The sequence below is a fragment of the Haloarcula terrestris genome (assembly GCF_031624315.1).
Taxonomy (GTDB): domain Archaea; phylum Halobacteriota; class Halobacteria; order Halobacteriales; family Haloarculaceae; genus Haloarcula; species Haloarcula terrestris.
On the sequence record NZ_JAMQOM010000009.1, the window covers coordinates 102,938 to 126,310 of the forward strand.

Genomic DNA, 23,373 nt, shown 5'->3' on the forward strand with positions numbered 1-23,373 from the left:
TAATATAATCGAGCATTCTATAACTATATCTGGTTTTCAAATAGCGCCAATAGAAAATTTGGCACTGGAGATTACCTGTCCAACAGTTCGTACATATCTGACAGCTGTTATGTCATATGTCCTTCTGGACGAGTCAATTACCGGTGAGTCAGCCCTCCGTTCACAGCGGTGTTCCACAACTCGGACAGAACGGCGGGCCGGATTCGGGAACCGACAGTCCACATTGGGGACACTCACCATCGGCATCTGGTGTCCGGATTTCAGCGGCAATAGCACTCGTCTGTGTTCGAATCGCGTCTATCGTGGCTATGTCTGCACTATCATCGGGTGTGTCCGAACGACACTGAGACAGTGCAAACTGAACTCGGTCCGCGACGAACTCCTCGTCCGTGGCGAGCGCTTCAAGTCGGTCAACTGGAACTGACGTTTCGGCATCAGCGCCGGCAAGCAGACCCAGCGCTTCGGCTGCTCGGCCGCGAACGTACCGGTTTTCGTCGTCGAGAGAGTCCAGGAGTGTCTCCTTTACATCCATGAGCCGTTCTGGACGGGCACAGCCGATCACGACGATGGCGGTGCTCAGGTGATAGCGGACCAGTTCGTTATCCCCTCGGAGGTGGTCGGCGAGCGAGGCGACTTGATGGCGGAGCCTGTCAGGATCGCCGAGTGCGACGTGGGACAGGGCCTTGGCCAGTTTCTCCGTTACTTCGGGTTCGTCGAACTCCAGGCCGACACGCAGGTCCGCTATGATCTCGGGCGAGGCGACCGCCTCGGGGTGGTCGACGGCGATATAGCCAAGCGCCTCCGCACATCGAGCGCGAACGTAGTAGAACTCGGATTCGTCCGCCAGTCGCTCGGCAAGCCTCGGGATGACCGGAACCACGATCCCTGGTGCGCCCTCGCTGACCGCGACGAACAACTTCGCCGTCGTGAGTCTCGTTGGCCGCTCACTGTCCTCCAAAAACTCGGTAAGCGGTGCCAGTACGTCCTCGAATAGCGTCGGCCGGTCGTCGGCGGTCGCCTTCAGCGACCGGAGACACGCCTGTCGGTCGGCGGACGCTGCCGTGGAGAGCTGTTCGAGGGCTTCCAGCGCGTCGGCCGTCCGCCCTTGCTCAAGCAGTGACGCGATCTCCGTCTCAGGAGTTGCACTGGTTCGGTCGTCCATCGGTCCGTTGGTGGCGTTACTCGGAGAACTCACAAAACGTCTTGCCTCCCGGGGATTGGACCACCAGATCGCGAGCGACCTGGGCGAACGTAGCGAGACTGCGGTCTGCGACGCCGCTCAGGATATAGGTCTATCTCCTCAGATACACTACCATGTACGCGGTAAGTGAATACATATAATTGTCGAGTATGCCGAAAGCCTAGAATGTAGCTATATTTTCCTATTCGCCGATCACTGGGTTCGTCAAGGTTCCGATCCCTTCGATCTCTACGTCGACGGAGTCTCCGGGTTCGAGTAGTTCCGGCGGGTCGCGGAAGATACCGACGCCGCCTGGCGTCCCTGTCGAGATGACATCACCGGGACGAAGTGTGGTGATACCGCTGATGTACTCGACGACCTCCGGCACGTCGAAGATGAATTCCTCGGTGTTTGAGGACTGCTTGGTCTCGCCGTTCACGCGGCAGGCCACGTCCAGGCTCGACGGGTCCAGTTCGCTGTCGGGGACCAGCGTCGGTCCCATCGGGGCGAACGTGTCGTAGCTCTTCCCGCGGAAGAACTGCTCGTCCTCGAACTGCGCGTCACGCCCGCTCACGTCGTTGATCGCGGTGTAGCCGGCGACGTAGTCCCGGGCGTCCGCCGCGGAGACATCCTTCGCGGTCCGACCGATGACGACGCCGAGTTCGACTTCGTAGTCGACTTCATCGATGGCCGCCGGATGGACGATCGGGTCGCCGGGGTTCGTGACCGCGGTGCCGGCCTTTCCGAACAACAGCGGCCGCTCCGGGACCTCCTCGTTCTGTTCCTCGGCGTGGTCGTGGTAGTTCAGCCCGACACAGACGATCTTCCCGGGCTGGGGAACGGGCGCGAGTAGTTTGGCGTCTTCGACGGGAATCGCTCGGTCTTCCGCCGCGTCGACGGCGTCTTCGACGACTCGGAGGAAGCCGGGGTCGGTCAGCTGCTGGTACGTTATCTCCTCTCTGAGGCCGTTGAGCGGCACGATCTCGTCGTCTTGACGGATTCCCCATTGGGGAGTCCCATCAGTCGTATACCGGGTGAATTGCATCACCGGACACTGCAGTGGCCGGCTACCTAACTGTTGTGCTTGGGCGTCACGAGTACGTCAGGTTCACCTCGATGACGTTCGCACTGCGGAGGATCTGTTCCGGGACCTCGTTGGAGAACCGATCTCCTTGCATTCGGCTCTTCGGACCGGAGACGCTGACGGCGGCGATCGCCCGGTCGTCCTGGTCCGTAATCGGTGCTGCGAGACAGCGCATTCCTTTGACCCGCTCTTCGTCGTCGTACGCGTAGCCGCGCTCCCGAACTTGATTGAGCGTTTCGAACAGCTCTTCCCTGTCAGTGATACTCTGTTCCGTTATCTCCGGCAGGCCGTGTCTGTCAAGATACGACTCGACTTCCGAGCGTGGACGGAACGCCATGATTGTCTTTCCGAGCGCGGTCGTCTGCAGCGGGACGCGCATCCCGGCGTGGGTATCCAGTTGGACGGCATCAGGCCCGCGAGCCTTGTACAGAAACACCCCGAGGCCGTGTTCTTCGATCATCAGGTTCGCGTGTTCGCCGGTCTTTTCGGCCAACTCGTCGACCTCCGGACGAGCGATCTCGTACACTTTCTTGCGCGACCGGGCCTGGTTTCCCAACTGGAGGAACCGAGTACTGACGTGATACTGGGTCCCTTCCTTAACGAGGTACTCCTCCTGCTCAAGCGTCTGCAGGTGATCGTGGACGGTGCTAGTCGGCTTGTCCACTGCCCGAGCGATCTCGGACACGCCAGCGCCGTTTCGCTCCCGCAGTATCTCGACGATTTCGAGGGAGATCTTCGCCGCCTTGACCGGCACTGTGGTGCTCATATAACGTACAGTGTGGGCGCTCTGAGATAAACCTTTCCGGTATTATCGGAAAACCTCGGAAGCAACCACGAGGGCACTAGCTACTATCGAATGGATAACACAAAAATTGAACGGCCGCTGAAACAAGCTAAGAAGTTCGTTCAGTATTACTGGAACTGCGGCATGACTTCGTCGGCGAACAGTTCCATCCCGCTCGTGTCGGGGAAGTCGATGAACCAACACTGGAACTTGGTCACGCCGGCTTCGATTCGGCGTTCGATTGCTTCCGCACACTCCTCGGGCGTTCCCATGATGAAGTACTCGCGGGCGTCCGCTTCGGTTTCAATCGGTGCCTGGTCCTGGTACTCCTCCTCGAACTGGATGGGCGTCATCAGGTCGACGAGCCGGTCGAACTTCTCCTCGTCCCGCGTACAGATGATGTGGCCGTCCCAGGAGTACTCTATCTCGTCGGAGTCCCGGCCGACAGTCTCGCAGTGGTCTTCGATGACACCGGTCTTGTGTTTGAGCGTCTCGACATCGCCGTTGAACACGTCCGTGTTCCACACGTCGGCGTGTTTGGCGACGAGTTTGAGCGTCACCTGCTCACCCTGACCGCCGACCAGAATCTCCGGATGGGGGTCCTGAACGGGCGTGGGCGCACACGGTGCGTCAGTGATCTGGTAGTGGTCGCCGTCGAAACTCGCGCCGTCGCCGCCGGCGTCCCACATCCGCTTGATGAGTCGGATGGACTCATCGAGTCGCATCAGCCGCTCGAACCCGTCGCGGTACTCCCAGTCGTAGGCCTCGTACTCCGGTTCGTGCCAGCCGGCACCGAGGCCGAGTTCGAGACGGCCCTCAGAGATGACATCCAGCGTCGCGGCCATCTTCGCGACCAGCGCCGGGTTCCGGTAGTCGTTACACAGCACCAGCGAGCCGATGTTGATGTCGTCGGTGAACCCGGCCATCGCCGACAGCAGCGTCCAGCACTCATACTCGGCGCGGTCCCGACCGAGCATCAGGTGATCGGGTGCCCAGGCGGCGTCGAAGCCGAGTTCCTCGGCCAGCAGGACGCCCGCCTTGGTTGTCTCCCAGTCCAGCGCCTCGTACTCCGGCGTGTCTCGGTGGACGGGTTCGTCGTCGCCGGCATCGGGTGCGCCCGCGAACACCGGCACGTTGTACTCGAATTTGATGTCCGTCATTGTCACTCCACGGCGAAGTGTTCCAGCGCCTCGTGGTTCAGTTGCGTGCTGATGCCGGGCTCGTCAGGCAGCGGAATCGAGCCGTTCTCGGGCGAGGGCGGGTTCTCGAAAATGGCGTCGGCGTAGGTCGACTCCTGCTCTTCTTGCTGTTCCTGGAACCACTCGGGCGTCGGGAAGTACTCCGCCATCGGCATGTTCGTGTGCCCCGCGATGGCGTGGAGCGTGGGGTTCGTTCCGGCGTGGGGGATGACCGGCACGTCGTGAACTTCCGCCATGTCCGCGACCTTCTGCAGTTCCGTGATACCGCCGACGCGGCCTACGTCGGGCTGGAGGATGTCGACGGCATCGCGTTCGAGCAGGTCCTCATGGCCCCAGCGCGTGAACTCGTGTTCGCCGCCGGAGATCGGCATCGGGGCGGCCTCGCGGACCTCGGCGTAGCCGTCGATGTCGTCGGCGATGACCGGCTCCTCGACCCACGCCATGTCGTATTTCGCCAGGCGCTGGGTCATCTTCTTCGCGTACTTGACCGACCAGCCCATGTAGGCGTCGCCCGCGATGTCGATTTCGTGACCGACGGCGTCTCGGACGGTCTTGACGATTTCCTCGTTTTTCTCCATGCCGGAACGACCGTCCTCGGGGCCGTGGAGGAACCGCAGTTTCATCGCGTCGAAGCCCGCCTCGGCGTACTCTTGGGCCTCGCGCTCTAGCTTCTCCATGTCGACGGGGTGGAGATTCGACGCGTAGGCGGGGATCTCGTCGGTAGTGGGACCGCCGAGCAGTTCGTATACCGGTTTCCCGGCTTCTTTCCCGGCGATGTCCCACAGCGCCTGATCGACGGCACTGATTGCCATAACGGCGACGCCTTTTCGCCCGAAGGGGAGTGTCGCGCGGTACATCTGCTCCCAGAGGTGCTCGCGTCGGATCGGGTCCTCACCGACGACGATCTTCGAGAGCGTCTCCTCGACGACGGTGGCGATGGCCCCGGTTCCCCAGTTGCCGACGCCGACGCCGGTGATGCCGGCGTCCGTCTCTACTTCGACGACCACGTCGCCGACCGGCCCCATCCACTTCCGTCGGGCCTGCGGGTTCTCGCCGTCGACGTTGCGGTACTCGTCGTACTTCGACATGATCGTGACGAGGGGGAACTCGATGAACTCGCCCCACGACTCGTTGCTGACTTTCGTCGCTGAAATGTCTGTGATTTCCATAGGTCAGTCGCGTACGTAGACGTGTTCCCGGCAGCAGTAAAACCTTTTCTGTCACCGCCTCACGCCGTCTCTAAGGTGGATAGGAGTCTCGCCAGTAGTCGACCGCGGCCGCGCGTGGGCGAAGCGATCAGTTGCTGAACTGGAAGACTGGTTTGCACGTTTCGGACGCGAGAAACGCCTCGAATGCCGCCGTCGGGTCGTCCATGCTGTAGGACGTATCCAGTATTTCGTCGACGGCGATTTCGCCCCGCTCTAGCAGCCGAAGCGCCTGTTCGAAGTTCGTCCATGTCGAGCCGTAGGAGGTGTTGACATCGACTTCGCCGCGGACGGCTGACGTGAACGCGACTTCGCTGGTGTCGTTTGGAATCCCGACCATGACGACCTGTCCGCCCTTCCGGATGTGGTCGACCGCCGTGCCGATGCCGGTGTGGTGTCCGGTCGAGTCGAATACGACATCGAATCCGATACCGTCCGTCTGGGTTTCGGCCAGGGCTTCGAGATCATCGGACTGAGCGTTCACCGTTTCGATACCGAGGTCGTTGAGGAGCGGGAGCCGATACACCGCGTCCTGGTCGAGGCCGGACACGAGGACGTTCGCACCCAGCGAATCAGCGACGGCGGCGACCAGAACCCCGATCGGACCGGGGCCTTCGACCAGCACGTTGTCGCCGGGCGTCGTCACTGACTGTTCGAGGACTGCCCGCGTGGCGATGCTTATCGGCTCCGTGACGGCCGCTTGCCGTAACGGAACACTCTCGGGGACCGCATGGAGGTGTTCCGGTGCGACCGTGACGTACTCCGCGTACGCGCCGTCGCGGTGCATTCCCGTAATTGAGAAGTTCTGGCAGACGTTGGGCTGGCCGTTCTTGCACTGAAAACAGTGCCCACAGTCGTGTATCGGTTCCTCGATGACTTTGTCGCCCGCCGCGAATCCCTCCACGGCGTCGCCGACTTCGACGACCTCGCCGGAGTACTCGTGGCCCATAATCCGTGGAATCGGGATCCACTCATACCCGCCATCGTACTTGTAGGCGTGTGCATCGCTCCCACACAGTCCTGCCGTGTGGACCTTGACGAGTACCTCGTCGGGTTCTACTGTCGGTTTCTCTCTGTCCTGTGTCTCGACTTCCCGTGGGCCGGTTTGAACGATTGCTTTCATGATTGGTGGTGGTGTCGCTAAGTTTGCTGGTTACGCTTCGACGCTGTCGGCCGACGCCCCGCCCTCCGCTCGCTCGGTGACGAGGCGACCTTTCAGCAATGACTCAGTGGTCGGATCAAATAAATAGACGTGTTCCGGTGCGATAGTTAGTTCCATCTGGTCTTCCGGTTCGAGGTCATGGAAACGGCCGATTTTCGCGGTCAGATCGCCGAGGGCCGACGTGCCGTGGACGACCGCTTCGGTCCCGACCGGTTCGACCACGCGAACCTGAGTATCAAGCTCGGGACCGTTCGTCGCTCGGGTGCGTGCCTGATAGAGGTCCTGTGGACGGAAGCCGACGAGCACGTCATCGCTATCGATCTCTGAATCGACGAGTCGCTTCGGGATGTCGAAGGACGCGGCGTCCATCTCGATACGGTACGAGTCACCCCGTTCGCTGAGCGCGCCCTCGAACAGGTTCATATCCGGGCTGCCGACGAACTGCGCGACGAACAGGTTCGTCGGCTCGTTGAACACCTGGTCGGGCGTCCCGAGTTGCTGGAGCTCCCCGTCGTTGAGGACCGCGATCTTGTCCGCGATAGTCATCGCCTCCTCCTGGTTGTGCGTGACGTACGCCGACGTGATGCCGACCTCCGACTGGAGTTCGTCGATCTCCGTCCGCATCGTCTTTCGGAGTTTCGCGTCGAGGTTGGCCAGCGGTTCGTCGAAGAGGAACAGCCGCGGTTCCCGAATAATCGCCCGGCCGAGCGCGACACGCTGTTTCTGGCCGCCCGACAGTTGGGCCGGCTTGTTGTTCAGCAGCTCTTCGATTTCGAGCATCTCCGCCACTTCAGTGACGCGCTCCTTGATATCCGCGTCGGTCATGCCGTTGTTCTCCCGACGGAGACCGAACCCGAGATTCTCCCGAACGGTCATGTGCGGGTACAGCGCGAAGTCCTGGAACACCATCGCCACGTCGCGGTTCCGCGCCTTAACGTCGTTGACAACGGTCCCGTCGAACCGGACTTCGCCTTCCGTCGGGTCTTCAAGCCCGCCGATCATCCGGAGCGTCGTCGTCTTTCCGCACCCGCTGGGGCCAAGCAGAACGAGGAAGTCGCCATCCGGCACGTCGATGTCCAGGTCGTTGACCGCAACGACCCCCTCTTTCTCCGGGTCTCCGAACACTTTTTTGACACTATCAAGTTCGAGGTGTGTCATTGCAAACAGCTACCGTCCACCGCATCATAAAGGTAGCCCCTGTCAGAACGAGAATTGCGGGGAATTACCCCTTGATTGCGCCGCCAGTCAGTCCCTGCACGAAGTACCGCTGGATGTAGGCCAGGCCGGCCAGCACTGGGATCGAGATGATAATCGACGCCGCAGCGACGACGTTCCACTGCGTGTTGAACCCCTGGACGAACGTGAGCAGGCCGGGGGGGACGGTGAACTTCGAGCTGTCGAGCAGGGTGAGCGCGAACACCAGTTCGTTCCAGGCAAGCAGGAACGCGAAGATGAACGACGCGATGAGCGAGTTCCGCGCCATCGGGACCAGCACGTACCAGAACGTCTCGAATGGGGTACACTGGTCGATCTGCGAGGCCTCGATGATCGAGTCCGGGAAGTCGTCAAAGAAGCCCTTCATCAGCCAGACGACGAACGGCGCGGTCATCGCACCGTAGATGAGGATGAGCGCGAGGTGGGTGTTGAACAGGCCAAGCGTCGAGATGAGCTCCCACTCTGGGACCATGATGGCGGTCCCGGGGAACATCAGCGACGCGAGCAGGAGCGACATCAGCAGATTCTTGCCCCGGAAATCGCGCCGCGAGAGCACGTACGACGCCCCGGTTCCAAGGACGACGGCGATGAGCCCCGCGCCCACAGCGACTTTCAGACTGTTGACGATAAGGCCGAGCAGATTGATGTCGATGGCAGAACTGACCGTAACCCCGAACAGGTCGTTCACCAGCCCGGTGTAGCCGCCGGCCTGGATGGAGGACTCGATGACGAGCCTGAACCCCTCAAGTGACGGGTTCACCGGAAACACCGTCGGCGGGATCTGCTGTATCTCGGCCGTCGTCTTGAACGCTGTAACGACCATCCAGTACAGCGGGAACAGGACGAACACGCTGATGACGAGCGTCAGCAGCCCGATCGCCGTCTTCCTGACGTACCCGCCTGTCTTCGAGTCGTAGAGCCACGACTGGTTCTTTCGATACTCCGCCGTCGGGTCTGTGTTGTCTGTCGCCATTATATGTCACCTCGGACTTTGTCGTAGAACTTCACGTAGTAGTAGGAGAACACGAGCAACACGACGAACAGCAACACCGACAGGGCTGAGGCGAATCCGACCTCGAAGTCGATGAACGCCGCCCGGTAAATCATCACCGGTAGTGTGCTGCTTGAGACGCCGGGGCCACCCTTGGTCATCACCCAGACCATCGAGAAGTTCCGGATGTTGTAGATGAGCATCAGGAGGAAGCCGATGGCGAGGTTGTACTTCATCATCGGGATGGTGATGTAGCGGAACTGCTCCCAGGGTGTCGCCCCGTCCATCCGCGCGGCCTCGTAGAGGTGTTCGTCGATGCCCTGCAGCGACGTGAGCGTCAGCAGGGCAAACAGCGGTGCGAGTCGCCAGATCATCCCGACAATCGGCGGCCACAGGGAGTACTCGGTCGCGCCGAGCATGACGATGTACTCATCGATGACACCCATCTGGACGAGGAGTTCGTTGACGATGCCCTGGGACCCGCCGAACATGAACTGCCAGATCGAGGCCCCGACGACCCGCGGAAGGACCCACGGAATCAGGACGATAGCGCTGGCGACGCTCGTGTAGGGAAGCTTTTCGTCGAGGAGCCAGCCCATCAGGAACCCGAGGACGATAGCGGCCAGACTGCCGACAGTCACCCAGACGAACGTGTTCCAGAGCACCTGGTGGATGTCCGGGTCCGTCCAGATCTCGACGTAGTTCGCCATGCCCACGAACTCGGCTTCGCTGGGCGCGAGGAGGCTTTTGGTGAAGAAACTCGAATAGATGGCCTGTGCGATGGGGTAGAGGATGAACAGCCCGACAAGTGCCATCACGGGCAGGATGGGGAGATACACCCGCAGATTCTCGGGGATGTATCTGGTCACGTTGCGGTACGACGATTGGGCTTGGTCTGCGTAACTCATAGATGTGGGGCGCGTCCGCCGGATGGTGTAGTCTCGGGCACTGGCATCCCTCTCTCAGGCGATCTGTTCGTCGACGACTTCCTGCACCTGGGAGTTGGCGTTGCGACAGGCCTCCTCGGCGGTCGCGTTCCCGAGGACAACCGGCTGGATGACCTGCGTATTGATGACGCTCTGAATAGAGGCGATGCCGGAAAAGGAGGGGAACCGTGAGGTCCGCGTGAACAGATCGTCGTTCTCGTACAGCGTGACGAGGTCGCCGAACTGGCTCATGAACAGGTCGCTGGGCTCTTCGAACGCGCTTTCGAGTGTCGGGACCCGACCGCGGATGCCCACGTCCGACTCGGACGCGTAGGTCCAGGGAGCCAACTGCTCTGGCTGGTTCCACCAGCCCGTGTAGTCGAAGGCGGCCTGTCGCTCCGCGTCGCTCTCGGTTCCGTTGCCGAGCATGAACCCCTGTGCGTTCTGCAACAGGAGGTCCCGTGGCTGGAAGTCGCCCGACGGGTTCTCCGGCAGCGGGGCGCGGGTGACGGTGTGGCCCTCGCCGTCGAGCCACTCCTGTGGCGCACCGGTCGTCTGGTACACCGCGTTCGCGTGCGAGTACGTGATGAAAATGCCCGACTCTCCCTCTCGGAGGAGCCGACCGGCGTCGATGTGGTTGTTCTCCGCCATCGAGTCCGGGAACAGGCCGGCCTCGGCGATGTCCTGGTAGAGCTTCACCGCGTCGACGAAGCCCGGCTGGTCGACCGTCGCCTCCATCGACTCGGGATCGAAGTACCGGCCGCCGTTCGCGTACACGAACCCGATGAAGTAGCCGGTCGTTAGCCCGAAGTCGGTTCCGGGTGCGGTGATGGCGGCAGAGACCTCGTCGATCTCCTGCATCTCCTCGCCCAGTTGTATCAGTTCGGGCCAGTTCCGTGGCGGCTGGTCGAAGCTTGTCTGTTCGAGGTAGTCCGTCCGGATGTCGATAAACGGCCCGAGGTCGGCGTAGCCGCCGGGAAGCCCCCACTGGCGCTCACCGCTGGTATCACCGAGCCCCTCGTAGACCACCGTGTCGATGTTGGCCTGAATGAAGTGGCTGTTAATCTCTTCGAGCTGGTCCTGAAACTCCTCCTGGTCGAGGGGCTGAATCGCCCGCGCGCCGACGTAATCGGGGATCTGCTGGCACTGCCCCGCCATCACGTCCGGGAGGTTGTCGTTCGCGGCCGCGGAGGCGATGATCTGGTATTTCTGGCCCCATTCCTGGTGTTGATAGTTCACGTTGTGCTCGCCGTAGCTGTCGTAGTGCCCGCTGATGTACTCTCGCTCCGCCGGGATGCCACCGAACAGCCAGAAGTCAAGGTCCTGAGCACCGGAGCCGCCATCGCTCCCGTTCCCTGTTCCGCTATCTCCGTCACCGCCGTCCCCACCGCCGCTACAACCAGCGAAGCCAGCGGCAATCGCCGCGCTGATCCCTGTCAGATACTGCCGCCTGTCGAGTCCGTGTGAGGTATTGCTATCTGTCATGATCCACTATTGCAAAAAGGACAGTCCTATATAATAAATGTACCGGGAATTTCTCTCAGTTGTCGAGCGACTAACTAGCTATAACAGAGCCTCCGCGCGTCGACAGTCGCCGATACGACAACGATAGAATCGGGAAGCCAGTAGGCGGTATCGTGCGATTCAGACACAAACTAAATGACGGTGTAGACTAACCGTTAGAGTACCAATGGCAAACACACGCTCGGCGTTCGAGACATCTCTTGCTGACTTGGGTGTGACAATCACTCGCACAGGAGAATCCGAACTCGCGGCCGCGGTCGAGGAAGCGATCACAGAGCCCGCAGTCGGGGTGGCGCTGGATGAGACAGTCGGGAACGAGACCTTTTCGCTCGCGGAGATGCCGGTAACAGTCGATCCGACGCCGGTCGCGCTCCGGGAGGCAACTACCGGCGTCACCAGCGCTGCACTCGGCGTGGGTGATTACGGGTCACTCGTCCTGACGATGACGGAGCAGGCCAGCGAGCTCGTGAGTCTGTTCGTCGAGCGCCATGTTGCCATTATCTACGAGGCAGACATCCAGCCCGATATGGATGCGGCAATAGCAAAACTGGACGGACAGTTCAACAATACTGGCGGGAGTGCCATTATCGCTACTGGGCCGAGCGCGACGGCCGACATGGGAGCACTCGTTAAAGGTGCACACGGGCCGAAGGAGGTCCACGTCATCGTCGTCGAGGAGGGTGCCTGACGATGGCGACCGCAGACGAACTCCGCGAACTGATGCGGACCGAGGGCGCGGCCATCGCGGAGAACACACAGGGGTTCAACGCCGGCCGGTACGACTCCGTCGCGGATCTGGAGGACTACGAAGATCTCAAGCAGGCGGCCCGCAGTATCAAGGAGGACGCTATTGCCGATCTCCCGAACCTCCTCGACCAGCTGACCGAGACCGTCGAAGCGAACGGCGGGACAGTATACATCGCCGACGACGCCGCCGACGCGAACGAGTATATCCGCGACGTTGTCGACGAGCGGGCTGCTGACCGGGTCGTCAAGAGCAAGTCGATGACGAGCGAGGAGATCGAGGTTAACGACGCGCTCGAAGCCGACGGCGTTGATGTGGTCGAAACGGACCTGGGTGAGTGGGTGTTGCAGGTCGCCGACGAAGCGCCCTCCCACATCGTCGCTCCTGCGATCCACAAGTCCCGCGAGAGCATCGCAGCGCTGTTCAACGAACAGTTCGACCCCGACGAGCCACTGGAGACCGCTGAGGAGCTGACCCGCTTCGCCCGCGAGAAGCTGGGCGAGCAGATCATCGACGCGGAGGTCGGCATCACCGGTGCGAACTTCATCACGGCCGACACCGGGACGATGGCGCTGGTCACCAGCGAGGGCAACGCCCGCAAGACGGTGGCGGCGACGGACACGCACGTCGCCGTCGCCGGTGTCGAGAAGGTCATTCCGACGGTTGGGGATCTCCACCCGTTCATCGAACTGATCGGTCGGTCGGGGACCGGACAGGACATCACATCGTACGTCTCGCTGTTGACCCCGCCGGTGGACACGCCGGTCGTCGATTTCACCGACGACGAAACGCCGCTGTCGGAATTCGACGCTGATCGTGATTTCCACCTCGTGCTAATCGACAACGGTCGGCTGGACATGCGCGACGACGAAGACCTCCGGGAGACGCTGTACTGCATCCGCTGCTCGGCCTGTTCGAACTCCTGTGCGAACTTCCAGAGCGTCGGCGGTCACGCCTTTGGCGGGGAGACATACTCGGGTGGCATTGCGACGGGCTGGGAAGCCGGCATCGAAGGGCTCGACGTGGCCGAGGAGTTCAACGACCTCTGTACCGGGTGTACGCGCTGTGTGAACGCCTGCCCAGTCGGCATCGACATCCCCTGGATCAACACCGTCGTCCGGGACCGAATAAACCGCGATAAGGACGCTCCCGGCGAGTGGCTCGTCGACGGACTCACACCCGACGAGGAGGACGACGGCGCGCCCCTGCAAAAGCGCTTCTTCGGCAACTTCGAGACCGTCGCAAAGCTCGGTAGCGCGACCGCGCCGGTGTCGAACTGGCTGGCCGAGACGACGCTCTCCCGGCGGGCGATGGACCGAATCCTGGGCATCGACCCCCGGCGAGACCTCCCGACGTTTGAGCGGGAAACGCTCGTTGACTGGGCCGCGTCCCGTGACTCACAGGTAGACGACCCCGAGCGCCGGGCGGTCCTCTACCCGGACCTGTACACGAACCACGTGCAGGTCGACCGCGGCAAAGCCGCCGTCAAAGTCCTCGAATCGCTGGGCGTCGACGTGGTTGTTCCCCCGACGCCGTCCAGCGGTCGCGCGCCGCTGTCCCAGGGAATGGTCGCGACGGCGACCGACCACGCCGAACGGGTCACGGAGGCGCTTGTTCCCCACATCGAGGACGGCCGCGACGTGGTCGTCATCGAACCGAGCGATCACGCGATGTTCACGCGCGAGTACGAGCGGCTCATCGACGAGGCGGCGTTTACCGATATCGCGGAGCACAGCTACGAGGTGTTCGAATACGTCTTCGGACTGCTCGACAACGGGGCGTCTGTCGACTCACTGTCGACGGTTGAAGGCGCTGAAATCGCGTACCACAGCCACTGTCAACAGCGGACGCTTGGACTCGAAGCCCATACCGTCGCCGTTCTCGAAGACTGTGGCTACGACGTAGTCACGTCCGACGTGGAGTGTTGCGGTATGGCCGGGAGCTTCGGGTACAAATCCGACTACTACGAACTGAGCATGGATGTCGGCGACAGGCTCCGGACGCAACTACGCGATGATGGCGTCCAGGAGCGGCCCGTGGTCGCCAGCGGCACTTCCTGTCTCGAACAGATCGACGCCCTGCTGGAACGACAGCCGCGCCACCCCATCGAGCTACTGGCGACGTAAGCCGTCGGCTTTACTCGATACCGACATGCTGCCGGAACGCCCGGTCCGTTATCCACTTTCGGTCCTGTTTTGAGACCGAATCCACCTCCCGGAGCCAGTTCCGCGCTTCGGCGTAGCTCGCCACGTCGCTGACGTTCGGATAGTCCGAGCCCCAGATGACCCGCTCCCGGCCGAACGTGTCCAGATACCAGCGGACGTGGTCGTGCATGTCCGCGTAGGGGAACACCGAGTCGGACATGTGCGGAATTTCGGACACCTTCACCGCGACTGTCTCGTACTCGGCGAGTTCGGCAAACTGCGCGAACGTCCCGCTGTCGGTCGGCGTCTCCGGGTCCGCGTGGGCGAAGTGGTCGAACAGATACGTCAGTTCAGGGTACGTCTCGACCAGCTCCAGCGCCTGGTCGAGTTGGCTATGGTCACAGAGTAACTGGACCGTCGCATCCAGTTCGACGGCTGTCTCCCAGAACTCGGTCTCCGCAATCGCATCGCGGAGCCAGGAGACGCCCGGATCGAACGTCTCCCACATCCGGTCGTACGGGCACGCAGCACCCAGTCGGAACCCGAGCACACCCTCGGTCTGCATGCACTCGCGCAGTTGGGTCGCCGCATCGTCGGCGAAGAGATCAAGCATTACGATGCCGTGCAGTCGGTCGTGTTCGGCTGCGACCTGCCGTGTGTACCAGTTGTCCGTCCAATCGCAGATCGGGTAGCCGACGACGACGGCGTCGTCGATCCCGTTGCGGTCCATATCTGCCAGGAGCCGGTCAGCCGTATACACGGTATGTACGTCGAAGGAATCGACGAGGTCCAGTATCGGACCGTTCACCCACGGATGTTCTTCGGTCGCAGCGCCCCACGCGTGCGTATGCGTATCGAACATATCTGGTGTGTCGTCGGTGACGACCCTAAGTCTTGCCCGGGGAAGAACTATCACAGGGGCTACCGAACGCGAACACATGGAACGCATCGCGTTTCACCTTCAGATCAAAGACGGTCAGCGGGAGGCATACCGCGAGGAACACGAAGACGTACCGGACGCGCTCGAATCAGCGTATCTCGATTCGGGGGCCGGCATCGAGACCTATAGCGTGTTCGAGAAAGACGGCCACGTGTTCGGGTTCATGGTGGTCGAAGACCCCGAGAGGATCAAGGAAGTCATGGCAAACAGCGATGCACAGGCGGAGTGGGGTGAGGTGATGGACCCGATTCTCCTCGACTCGGAGGACCAGTGGATGGACGAAGTGTATCGGATGGTGTGACTGCTACGGGGCGTCACGTTCCGAGTGTTCGTGAGTGATGAACAGTACCTACTTTTCCAGCACGATCTCCTCCCGAACTGGCGTGCTACTCAGTTCCATACTTTCTCCGGTATTACCGGAACGATACCACTCGAAATCTCCAAATCGATGTCGAACCGTCGGCCAGGTACCGCTCCGATGGCATCCGCGTACTGATTTCATCGAGTTATCGGTTGAAACACTCGATATATTGGACATACCTATCCTGGTGGCCCTGTGTGCGAACAGCGTGTCCGCTAGTACCGGAAAAAGTGAATGACGGGACAGAGTATCGACAATAAATACGGGGGTACACCGGTCGAATGTCCGGTTCGCGCAAACTGGGGTGGTAGTAGTTCTCGTGATTCGTGTGGGGAGATAGCCTGAGGCTTCATCCGAAGTCCGCATACAACGATAGCAGAGACCGAACTGCTTTCTGGATGCTGCCTGAAACATCTAGTCAAAACCTTCCGATATTATCGGATAATAACTCATGCATTCGGGCAACAACGGTGACGACTCGGGAAACCCTAAACAGAATAACGCATGTACGCCTGTGATACACTGTCCTTGCTCGGTTCCGCAACACCACCCATGCTCTCATTTTGTGTGTCACTCGAGCGGTTTCAAGCCTGAACCCGGTACTCTGGGGCCTGCTCATCTCGATTTTATATAACACGTGTACATCTATTATCTAGAGCCGTAGCTGTCTGTATCACCTCGGAAGCCTTCAGTATGTACCGACTCGGCAGCAGTTATTCTGAATTTTGTTCCATATTGTAGAACACTAGCAAATATATTCCGGAGAGCCTCGCATAATTAGTGGAAATTCTCGATTGATGACTAATTCATTCTTTCAAACTGGACTTAAGTATTGTATTTCTGAACCGACTAGTAGGAATGCTTGATATTGCTCCGTGGACCGTTCACGTGTACGTGATATTCAGTTCGATGACGTTCGCTGCGCTTTTGAGTTTGGCAGGTAGTTCCTCTCGGAACCGCTCGTCCTGGAATCTGCTCGTCGGGCCGGAGACGCTTATGGCTCCCTCGACGGTGTTGTTGTTGTTGACGATCGGCACCGCAACACAACGGAGCCCCTCGACACGGGCTTCATCGTCGAAGGCGATCCCGGCTTCCCGAACCTGTTCGAGATGAGAGAATAACTCCTCCCGGTCGGTGATCGTGTTTTCCGTGGTCGCAGGCATTCCGTGAGTGTCTAGAATTTCGGTGACCCGCTCGCGGGGGAGATGCGCGAGGATGGCGTTCCCGAGGCCGGTGTTGTGGAGGTACACGCGCTGTCCGGTGTAGGAATCTGTCTTGACTGCGTCCGCGCCGTGGGATCGGTAGAGGTACACCCCTTTCCCCTTCTGTTCGACCATGAGGTTCGCCAGCTCGCCCGTTTCCTCGGCCAACGCCGCCACCTCGTCTTTCGCGATGTCGTATATCCGTTCATGATGGCGCGCGTGGCCGCCGAGATCGAGTAGTCGGAGGCCGACCTTGTACCGGCCGCCCTCCTTGACGACGTATCCGTCCGCCTCAAGCGTCGTGAGGTAGTTGTGGATGCTGCTCTTCGACAAGTCGAACGCCTGTGTCAACTCCGCTAACGTCGCTTCGTTTCGGTTCTTCAGTTCCTCCAGAATCTCAAACGTCGTCTGTGCTGTCTTGACAGCGTTAGCGTTCTGCTGGTCAACCATAGATGACACGAACACGTCGACAGTGATAAATCTATTCCAGCTTTGCCAAATCTAGATCCAGTAATACTGGAACTGCCCAACTCTCGGTTATCCGAGTTGGCCTGGTCTGCTCGTTCGCATCCGCGCCGCCCGCAACGCTAAAATACGGTGGAGTGGGGTCGTCTCAGAGGATGCGTACGTTGTCGAGGACGCCGGTACTTCGAACGCCGATTCCGCCGTCTTTGAACGTCTCATCGCTTGCCGCGACGCGGGAGCGTGCCATCAGTCAAGTCGATTCGCCGTCGTCCTATGATGTACTGTCGTGACTCGTGGTACCTCATGCTATGTTACCACAGCGGATCACGTGTCAAACTATTATTTCTTATACTTTCGGGTGTGAATACATAGCGCGTAGCCGAATCCATGAGCCGAAAGGCTCTACGTAGCACTCACCGGCGTGTAGAAATCTACGTTAACAATAATTTTATATAGGGAGAGTATGATATGGCGAGTATGGTACGCAATAGCGGTAAAACCACGAACAGCCGAAAAGCTGCCAGTGCGCTTTCACGCCGACAGTTCGTCGCGTCGATGGGCGCGACCGGCGTCGCCCTCGGACTTGCCGGCTGTTCGGGCACCGGAGACGGTAGTGGAGACGGCAGCAGCGGTGGTGACACACCGACAGCCGAGGACCTTGAGTACAACGGGGAAGACGTGACCGTTGAGTACAGCACGGCCCCGCTGTTCGGGAATATTTCCGACCAGCTCCAGCAGGCCGCCTACGACGCAGGGCTGCCCGAGAGCATCGACATCAACTTCTCGACGACCGTCTGGGGAGCCGACGACCTCCAGGACCGGTACAACCAGATCCTCTCTGCCGGCCGGTCGACGCCGGACTTCATGCTGACGAACTTCTCGTACACGCCGTTTTTCGCACCCCGCGAATGGTTGCTCGATCTCTCGGGGGTCCTCAGCGACGAGAAGATGACCGAGCTGGAAAACGATTACTCGCAGGTGATGGTCAACTCGATGCGCTGGGACGGCGGCCTGTACGGTATTCCCCAGTTTATCGACATCCCGACGATCCAGTACCGCAAAGATCTCGTCGAAGCCGCCGGCTACGATCCGGAGGGCGAGAACTGGGCGACTGAACCGCTCACGTGGGAGTACTTCGCCGAAGTCACGAAGGCAGCCAAAGAGGAGGCGGGCACCGACCACGGCTACACGTCCGCGATGAACCAGCGGAACATCGGGAGCATCAGCGGCTACGAACACCTGGTCACGAACGGGGGCAACTACTTCGGCGACATGTCGAACCAGAACGGGCCGATCGGCGACCGCCCCGTGACAATCGACGAGCAGCAGACTATCGACACGCTCCGCCAGCTCCGGACGTTCCTGTACGGCAGCGACGACGAGTACGCGATCGAGGGTCTCGACGGCGGCATCACTCCACCGAACGCCCTCGGCTGGGACACGTCACCCTCGATGGAGTCGTTCAACGCGGGCGAAGCGGTCATGCACCGGAACTGGTCGTTCGCCATCGCCGACTACGGCAGCGAGGAGAAATTCGGCGACGATCTGGGTGTGATGCCGTACCCCTACAGCGTCTCAGAATCGGAGGCGGCCTACGAGGGAACTGGCGGGACGAACGCCAAACTCGGCGGCTGGCACCTCTCGGTTAACCCCAACACGGAGAAGCTGGCTGCCACCGTCGAGGTCATCAAAGCGATGACCTCAGACGAGTTCTACCTCACCATCTTCGAGGCGACCGGATCGACGCCGCCAAAGCCTGGCCTGTTCACCTCCGACCGCGCCCAGCAGGTCGACGTGATGAACCGCTATCTCGATACGCTGCAGTTCCAGTCCGAGAACCAGTTCGCGCCGCCGATCAACGCCGTCTGGGACCCGCAGAAATCCGCAATCGGTCAGGAGTTCCACGCCTGTCTCAATCAGCAGAAATCACCGGAAGAAGCGGTCGCGGCCGCACAGGAACAGGTCGAACAGATCGAACAACAGGAGTCGTAAGCGTGTGCCGAGCTTCGACATCCGGCGTAGTAATCTACAAGTCCCCGGGCTACGGGCTGTGCTAGTACAATCACAATGAAACAAAAAGTCCAGCAAGCAGTATCACCGATCTTTCTCAGGATCGAACAGTTGGACGAGGCCAAATACGGGTTCCTGCTCGTTTCGCCCGTGTTCCTCGTCCTCTCGGTTCTGGCGTTCTATCCGCTGGTCAAGACGTTGTACTTCTCGCTGCAGGACGACGACCTGACCGGCACGCACCCGATCGGTGAGTTCGTCGGTCTCGAAAACTACGTCCAGATACTTAGCGGCGACGCGAACGCGATCCTGTCGTCGCCGTTTTTCGACCTGCAGGCACCGTTTTCCAGCGCACTCATCGTAACGCTGCTCATCACGGTCGTGAGCGTGGCTATCGGCACCCTACTGGGACTTGGCATGGCGATCATCCTCAACAAGGAGTTCAAAGGGCGACGGTACGCACGCACTATCGTCATCCTTCCGTGGTCGATCCCGATCGTCATTCAGGGAATGATGTTCTTCCTGCTGTTCCAGCCGTCGCTGAGTCCGTTCGTCGAGCCGCTGGCGAACCTCGGCGTGTTCAGCGACAACCCGCTGATAAACAGCCAGGACTCCACCATCATCGTCATACTCATCGATATCTGGCGAAAGATCCCCTTCATCGCGCTCATCATCATGGCCGGGATTGCGAGCATCGACCGCAACCTCTACGACGTGGCCGAGGTCGCGGGCGCGACGAAATGGCAGCAGTTCCGCATGATCACACTCCCGCAGATCAAGCCGGTGCTGTTCATCGGGATGATCTTCTACACGATCAGTTCGATGAAAATCTACGGCATCGTGGAGGCGTCAGCGGGGTGTAGTACGGTGCCGACGCTGACCTGTCTGGTCGTCCAGACGTTCCGGCAACAGCGATGGGCGACCGCGTCGGCGATTGCCTTTATCACCGCGCTCGTCATCGGCGTGATAATCATGATCTACATCGTCCGATTCCGGGAGTCGACAAATGAGTGAACAGGAATACAGCGGCCTGACCGGCCGTATCGTCCAGTACACGATCCAGAACTCGGCCGATGTCTACCGGCTGGGCTTCTGGGTCGGGCTCGTATCGTTCATCATGATCACGCTGTTCCCGTTCTACTGGCTGCTGGTCCTGGCAGTGACGCCGGACAACCAGCTCTACCAGATGGGGGTCGTGCCCGAGAACTTCAACATCGGCGTGTTCGCGACCGTGGTTCAGGAGTACCCGCTGCATCACTACATCTTCAACAGCATCCTCATCGCGACGGTGACGGTCATCGTCTGTATCACGCTGGGGAGCCTCGCCGGCTATGCGTTCGGGCGGGTCGATTTCCCGGCGAAGGGACCGCTCCTGGTGTTGCTCCTGATAATCTCGTATTTCCCGGGGATCGCCTTCCTGATTCCGCTGTTCGAGCTCCTCACCGGCTCGCTGAGCATCCTCGGCACGCCGACGCCGGACCTCTACAACACGCCGTGGGGGATGGTGTTCCCGTTCACGATGTTGAGCTTGCCGATCACGATATTCATCCTGACGACGTTCTACAGCCAGATCCCCGACGGGCTGGAGGACGCCGCCAGGGTCGAGGGGACGACCCGACTCGGCGCGCTGTTCCGGGTCATTATGCCGCTGTCGGCACCCGGCGTCGTGACCGCCGCGATTATCGTGTTTATCGGCGTCTACCGGGAGTTCTTCTTCTCGTTCATCATGACCGACGGCTCGCCGGAGAACTGGGCCGTCCTGGTGTACGGGATACTGAACTTCCAGCAGCAACACACACAGATGTACAACATGATGGCAGCCGCGAGCCTCATCGGGATCATTCCCATCGCAGTGCTCGTCATCATCGCACAAGAACACATCGTCCGTGGCCTGACCGCGGGCGGCCTCAAGGAGTAAACACATGGGAGAAGTCAACCTCACCGACGTTCGCAAAGAGTACGAAGATGTCATCGCTGTCGAAGGCATGAACCTGACCATCGAGGACGGCGAGTTCGTCACGCTGGTCGGGCCGTCCGGCTGTGGCAAATCCACCACCCTGGAGACGATTTCCGGCCTGACGACACCGACGAGTGGCACTATCGAAATCGCCGGCAGGGACGTGACGAACAAGCCACCGAAGGACCGGAACATCGCGATGGTGTTCCAGAACATCGCGCTGTTCCCGCACATGACGGTATACGAAAACATCAGCTTCGGCCTGCGGCTCCGGGATTTCGATCAAGAAGAGATCGACCGCCGGGTCGAGGACGCCGTCGAGATCGTCCAGCTAGAGGGGATGCTCGACCGCAGTCCCGACGAGCTTTCGGGCGGCCAGCAACAGCGGGTCGGCATCGCCCGCGCAATCGTCCGCGAGCCGGACGTGTTCCTGATGGACGAGCCGCTGGCGAACCTCGACGCCAAGCTCCGGGTGGCGATGCGAACGGAAATCCAGCGCCTTCAGAAGGAACTGGGCATCACGTCGGTGTATGTCACCCACGACCAGGAGGAGGCGATGACGATGTCCGACCGCATCGCGATCATCAACGACGGGGAACTCCAGCAGTGTTCGCCGCCGCTTGAATGTTACAACCGACCGGTGAACACCTTCGTCGCACAGTTCATCGGGAGCCCGTCGATGAATCTATTCAACGGGCAGGTCGACGGCGACGATCTGGATGTCAGCGATTTCAGCGTCGAGTTCGACGCGACCACCGCACCGCTCCAGCAGGGCGATCCGGTCACGGTTGGAATCCGGCCTGAGGACATCTACCTCGCGGCCGATGCCGACGACATCGCGCATCCGAGCCGTCCAGTCACGGTGTCCGTGGACGTGCTGGAGCCGGTCGGCGACCAGACCTACGCTTATCTGCTCTCCGAAACTGACGGAGAAACCACGGAACTGCTCATGAGTGTCGATCCCGATAAGGACATCAGCGAAGGGGACTCGATCGAGGTCGTGTTCTCACGTGACGACGTACACGTGTTCGACGGGAGAACCGGTGACGCGATCACGCACAGTCTCGTCGACGCCGCCGCGGTCGTCGACGAAGTGGCTGTCGAGGGGGAGGCCTGAGATGCCGACGACCGCCGGAATCGCCTACATCGTCGCGATGACGCTCCTGTTCGCGCTTTGGATATACGGTGCGGTGTCGCTGTACTTCGATGTCCGACACCGGTTCCTGCCGCAGTTCATCAGTTGGCTCCGAGAGCGGCGGTCCGAGCGACGGCAGCTGGTGTAGCAGCGGCCAGCCCTATTGCTATCAGCGGGTCCGACCACTTCGTTTCAAAACAGTCTCTCGTTTTCACTGCCCGACGGTAGCAGTGTCTCTCGCCGACGTATCACGGGTAATCACAAGAAATATGTGCGTTGCTAGTGTTCGATCGGATATGAGCGAACTACCAGCCCTCGGTCTCGGGACCTGGCAAAACACCGACCCAGATGTCTGCGCGGAGAGCGTTCGGACAGCTCTGGAGATGGGCTACCAGCACATCGATACGGCACAGTACTACGGCAACGAGGAGGCAGTCGGCGAGGGGATCGCACGCGCCGATGTTCCGCGGGAAGACGTGTTCGTCGCGTCGAAGGTCCACGCGGAGAAGTTCGGACTGGCCCACGACGAAGTCATCGAGGGACTGGAGGTCACTCTCGACCGGCTCGGGCTCGACTCGCTCGACCTGCTGTACGTTCACTGGCCGGTCGGGAACTACGATGCGGCCGAGACGATGCCCGCGTTCGACGAACTCGTCGACCGCGGACTCATCGACTACGTCGGCGTCTGTAACTTCAGTACGGCGCTTCTCGACGAGGCGATGGATCACCTCGAATCGCCGCTGTTCGCCCACCAGGCGGAGACCCACCCGCTGTTACAGCAGGACGAACTCGTCGAGCACGCACAGGCACACGACTACTACCACGTCGCGTACTCGCCGCTGGCCCGCGGGGATGTCTTCGACATTCCTGAGGTGGCGGCCATCGCCGAGAAACACGACGTGAGCGCGCCACAGGTCAGCCTCGCGTGGCTGCTCTCGCGTGAGCACGTCCGTGCCGTGCCGAAGGCGACGAGCGAGGCCCACATCCGGGACAACCTCGGCGCGCTGGACCTCGAACTCGACGACGAGGACATCGAGCGAATCGAGACCATCGAGCGCACCGAGCGGTACGTCGAACGCGACGGCGCGCCGTGGCTCGACAACTGATACGGGCGCGAACGCTATCAGCGGGTAGTCAGCGAGCTGGC

At 60.7% G+C, this 23,373-nt stretch carries 21 protein-coding genes; 9 read left to right on the forward strand and 12 right to left on the reverse strand.

All coding sequences use genetic code 11. The features are described 5' to 3' along the window. Window positions 1-160: 160 nt before the first annotated feature. From NDI54_RS17295 to NDI54_RS17340, 10 genes are all read right to left on the reverse strand, one after another. Entirely contained in the window at window positions 161-1,162 is a 1,002-nt protein-coding gene (locus tag NDI54_RS17295) for a HEAT repeat domain-containing protein (RefSeq protein WP_310897693.1), read from the reverse strand. A 220-nt stretch (window positions 1,163-1,382) separates the two neighbouring features. Continuing rightward, window positions 1,383-2,225: a 2,4-diketo-3-deoxy-L-rhamnonate hydrolase gene (gene rhcF, locus NDI54_RS17300; protein WP_310897694.1), complete on the reverse strand. Its 843-nt coding sequence runs from the start codon at window positions 2,223-2,225 to the stop codon at window positions 1,383-1,385. Between the two features lie 46 nt (window positions 2,226-2,271). Then, a complete protein-coding gene (locus NDI54_RS17305) occupies window positions 2,272-3,030 on the reverse strand; it encodes an IclR family transcriptional regulator (protein ID WP_310897695.1) in 759 nt (252 codons plus the stop codon). 146 nt (window positions 3,031-3,176) lie between these two features. Beyond that, window positions 3,177-4,208 carry an LLM class flavin-dependent oxidoreductase gene (locus NDI54_RS17310; RefSeq protein ID WP_310897696.1) on the reverse strand — a complete coding sequence of 344 codons (1,032 nt, stop codon included), beginning with the start codon at window positions 4,206-4,208 and terminating at the stop codon, window positions 3,177-3,179. A 2-nt stretch (window positions 4,209-4,210) separates the two neighbouring features. Continuing rightward, window positions 4,211-5,416: an L-rhamnonate dehydratase gene (gene rhcD / locus NDI54_RS17315; protein WP_310897697.1), complete on the reverse strand. Its 1,206-nt coding sequence runs from the start codon at window positions 5,414-5,416 to the stop codon at window positions 4,211-4,213. Between the two features lie 127 nt (window positions 5,417-5,543). Beyond that, window positions 5,544-6,575: a 2-keto-3-deoxy-L-rhamnonate dehydrogenase gene (gene rhcE, locus NDI54_RS17320; protein ID WP_310897698.1), complete on the reverse strand. Its 1,032-nt coding sequence runs from the start codon at window positions 6,573-6,575 to the stop codon at window positions 5,544-5,546. A gap of 30 nt (window positions 6,576-6,605) precedes the next feature. Beyond that, window positions 6,606-7,772 carry an ABC transporter ATP-binding protein gene (locus tag NDI54_RS17325; RefSeq protein WP_310897699.1) on the reverse strand — a complete coding sequence of 389 codons (1,167 nt, stop codon included), beginning with the start codon at window positions 7,770-7,772 and terminating at the stop codon, window positions 6,606-6,608. A gap of 64 nt (window positions 7,773-7,836) precedes the next feature. Then, entirely contained in the window at window positions 7,837-8,802 is a 966-nt protein-coding gene (locus tag NDI54_RS17330; protein WP_310897700.1) for a carbohydrate ABC transporter permease, read from the reverse strand. Beyond that, window positions 8,802-9,728 (reverse strand): carbohydrate ABC transporter permease, encoded by a 927-nt coding sequence (locus tag NDI54_RS17335; protein ID WP_310897701.1) that lies wholly within the window; start codon window positions 9,726-9,728, stop codon window positions 8,802-8,804. The genes NDI54_RS17330 and NDI54_RS17335 overlap by 1 nt, the downstream gene beginning before the upstream one ends. Before the next feature lie 54 nt (window positions 9,729-9,782). Then, the gene (locus tag NDI54_RS17340) at window positions 9,783-11,231 is read right to left on the reverse strand and encodes an ABC transporter substrate-binding protein (protein WP_310897702.1); all 1,449 of its coding nucleotides are present in this window, start codon (window positions 11,229-11,231) and stop codon (window positions 9,783-9,785) included. Window positions 11,232-11,436: 205 nt separating this feature from the next. Here NDI54_RS17340 and NDI54_RS17345 point away from each other — a divergent pair, with 205 nt between their 5' ends. Continuing rightward, on the forward strand, window positions 11,437-11,958 hold the full coding sequence (locus NDI54_RS17345) for an LUD domain-containing protein (protein ID WP_310897703.1): 522 nt from the start codon (window positions 11,437-11,439) through the stop codon (window positions 11,956-11,958). Window positions 11,959-11,960: 2 nt separating this feature from the next. After that, entirely contained in the window at window positions 11,961-14,141 is a 2,181-nt protein-coding gene (locus tag NDI54_RS17350) for an LUD domain-containing protein (protein ID WP_310897704.1), read from the forward strand. Between the two features lie 10 nt (window positions 14,142-14,151). Here the strand turns inward: NDI54_RS17350 and rhcC are convergent, their stop codons facing one another. Beyond that, entirely contained in the window at window positions 14,152-15,021 is an 870-nt protein-coding gene (rhcC, locus tag NDI54_RS17355) for an L-rhamnono-1,4-lactonase (protein ID WP_310897705.1), read from the reverse strand. A gap of 76 nt (window positions 15,022-15,097) precedes the next feature. Between rhcC and NDI54_RS17360 the strand changes: the two genes are divergently transcribed. Further along, entirely contained in the window at window positions 15,098-15,400 is a 303-nt protein-coding gene (locus NDI54_RS17360) for an L-rhamnose mutarotase (protein ID WP_310897706.1), read from the forward strand. 944 nt (window positions 15,401-16,344) lie between these two features. Here the strand turns inward: NDI54_RS17360 and NDI54_RS17365 are convergent. After that, a complete protein-coding gene (locus tag NDI54_RS17365; RefSeq protein ID WP_310897707.1) occupies window positions 16,345-17,112 on the reverse strand; it encodes an IclR family transcriptional regulator in 768 nt (255 codons plus the stop codon). Between the two features lie 492 nt (window positions 17,113-17,604). Between NDI54_RS17365 and NDI54_RS17370 the strand changes: the two genes are divergently transcribed. The 6 genes from NDI54_RS17370 (at window position 17,605) to NDI54_RS17395 (ending at window position 23,332) form a co-directional block, all read left to right on the forward strand. Continuing rightward, entirely contained in the window at window positions 17,605-19,119 is a 1,515-nt protein-coding gene (locus tag NDI54_RS17370; RefSeq protein WP_310897708.1) for a substrate-binding domain-containing protein, read from the forward strand. A gap of 75 nt (window positions 19,120-19,194) precedes the next feature. Beyond that, window positions 19,195-20,148: a carbohydrate ABC transporter permease gene (locus NDI54_RS17375; protein ID WP_310897709.1), complete on the forward strand. Its 954-nt coding sequence runs from the start codon at window positions 19,195-19,197 to the stop codon at window positions 20,146-20,148. Next, window positions 20,141-21,052, forward strand: a complete 912-nt coding sequence (locus NDI54_RS17380) for a carbohydrate ABC transporter permease (protein ID WP_310897710.1) — start codon at window positions 20,141-20,143, stop codon at window positions 21,050-21,052. The genes NDI54_RS17375 and NDI54_RS17380 overlap by 8 nt, the downstream gene beginning before the upstream one ends. A 4-nt stretch (window positions 21,053-21,056) precedes the next feature. Further along, a complete protein-coding gene (locus tag NDI54_RS17385; RefSeq protein ID WP_310897711.1) occupies window positions 21,057-22,208 on the forward strand; it encodes an ABC transporter ATP-binding protein in 1,152 nt (383 codons plus the stop codon). Between the two features lies 1 nt (window position 22,209). Continuing rightward, a complete protein-coding gene (locus tag NDI54_RS17390) occupies window positions 22,210-22,374 on the forward strand; it encodes a hypothetical protein (RefSeq protein WP_310897712.1) in 165 nt (54 codons plus the stop codon). 148 nt (window positions 22,375-22,522) lie between these two features. Next, a complete protein-coding gene (locus NDI54_RS17395; RefSeq protein ID WP_310897713.1) occupies window positions 22,523-23,332 on the forward strand; it encodes an aldo/keto reductase in 810 nt (269 codons plus the stop codon). The last annotated feature ends 41 nt before the right edge of the window (window positions 23,333-23,373 follow it).